Below are 325 nucleotides of genomic sequence, written 5' to 3' on the forward strand. Positions count from 1 at the left end.
ATTAGGGGCGGCACGGAAGGTTGGTAATGATATCGAGAGTGGTTTTCCAGACATTCATCTGGTTCGGCGTCATGGGCGCTCTGATGTTTCTATCGGCCGGCACGCGGCGGTTGACCGGAGCCTGGGTGTACATAGTCGTGATGGTCGGGCTGAGCCTTACCATGGGCGTAGCGCTGGCCCGGCGCGATCCAGGCCTGATGAATGAACGCCTCAGCCCGCCGATCCAGAAGACCCAGACCGCGGCCGACAAGATAGTGCTGAGCATATTGCTCACCGGTATCTTCGCCTGGCTGGTCCTGATGGGGCTCGACTTCCGTTTCGGCTG

1 pseudogene is annotated in these 325 nt (G+C 60.0%); it reads left to right on the plus strand.

Annotated features, from left to right (window positions below):
* Nucleotides 1-26: 26 nt before the first annotated feature.
* Nucleotides 27-325 (plus strand): annotated as a pseudogene (locus EN845_RS34405) (isoprenylcysteine carboxylmethyltransferase family protein); the annotation flags it as partial.

Origin of the sequence: Mesorhizobium sp. M8A.F.Ca.ET.202.01.1.1 (genome assembly GCF_004791595.1) — a bacterium.
Classification (GTDB): domain Bacteria; phylum Pseudomonadota; class Alphaproteobacteria; order Rhizobiales; family Rhizobiaceae; genus Mesorhizobium.